General features: G+C 73.1%; 1 protein-coding gene. It reads left to right on the top strand.

Annotated elements, in window-relative coordinates:
- Window positions 1–1,003: ABC transporter ATP-binding protein (locus BSP109_RS16765; protein WP_257944765.1), on the top strand; the 1,003-nt coding region annotated here is incomplete at its 5' end.
- Window positions 1,004–1,072: the final 69 nt, after the last annotated feature.

Here is a 1,072-nt window from a genome sequence, read left to right as displayed (position 1 = left end):
GTGGCAGGTGTGCGAGGCGCTCGTACCGGTGGCCATCGGCATCGTCGTCGACGTCGCGATCATCCCGCGCTCGATCCCGATGCTCAGCGTCTCCATCGCCGGTCTCCTGCTCCTCTTCACCGTCCTCAGCTACGGCTACCGCTTCGGCGCGCGGTGGTGCAACGCCGCCCGCGAGCATGAGGCGCATGCGCTGCGGGTCGAGATCACCCACGCGGCGCTCACCTCGGCGAACCTGCCCGCCGACCGCGCCTCGGGGGAGGTCCTCTCGATCGCGTCGGCCGACGCCGACACCGCCGCGCAGTCGTTCTCGCAACTCGGTCGCGGCATCGCCGCGGTCCTCGGGATGATCACGGCAGCCGTCTTCCTCCTCGTCGCCGATCCCGTCACCGGCCTCGTCGTCCTCATCGCCGTCCCGATCGGCTTGGCCATCGTCTCGCTGCCCGGCCGGTCAGTCTCGGCGAAGGCGAGTGCCCAGCTCGAGGCCGTCGCGCAGGCCGGCCGCTCGGCCGCCGACCTCATGAGCGGGCTGCGCGTCATCAAGGCCCTCGGCGGCGAACGGTGGGCCGCCGAACGCTACCGCGCCACCTCGGATGCCGCCGCCGAGGCGGGTGTCGCCACCGGTGAGCGCACCGGACGCCTGGCCGGCCTCGGCGCGCTTGTCATGTCCGTCGTCCTCGCGATCGTCCTCGTCGTCGCCGGGCTGCGCCTCATCGACGGCCAGATGAGCGTCGGCGCGCTCATCGGCATCCTCGGCATGACCGCCTTCCTCACCGAGCCCATGCGCGCACTCGCCGACATCGTCGGCCTCTTCGCCCAATCCCACGGCGCCGCCCCCCCCCGGAGCCCCCCCCAACCTCCGCCCGGGCGCGACCCCCCGCGAACCAGAAACCCCCATCGCCGGAGGCCGGAGTCCCGCCGAGTCCCGGGCACTCCCCACCGCCGGGGGAGCGCTGACCTGCATCGTCTCCGACGACGCCGAGGACGCAGCGAGGCTGCTGGCTGAGCTGACCTCCCACGCCCGGAGCCTCGGCCCCGCCCGGATGCTCGTCGCACCCCACGACGTCGATCTGTT

It is taken from the genome of Brevibacterium sp. Mu109 (assembly GCF_900169375.1).
Taxonomy (GTDB): domain Bacteria; phylum Actinomycetota; class Actinomycetes; order Actinomycetales; family Brevibacteriaceae; genus Brevibacterium; species Brevibacterium yomogidense_A.
The sequence above is the reverse complement of the archived record's forward strand: the minus strand, read 5'-3'. Positions and strand labels throughout refer to the sequence as shown.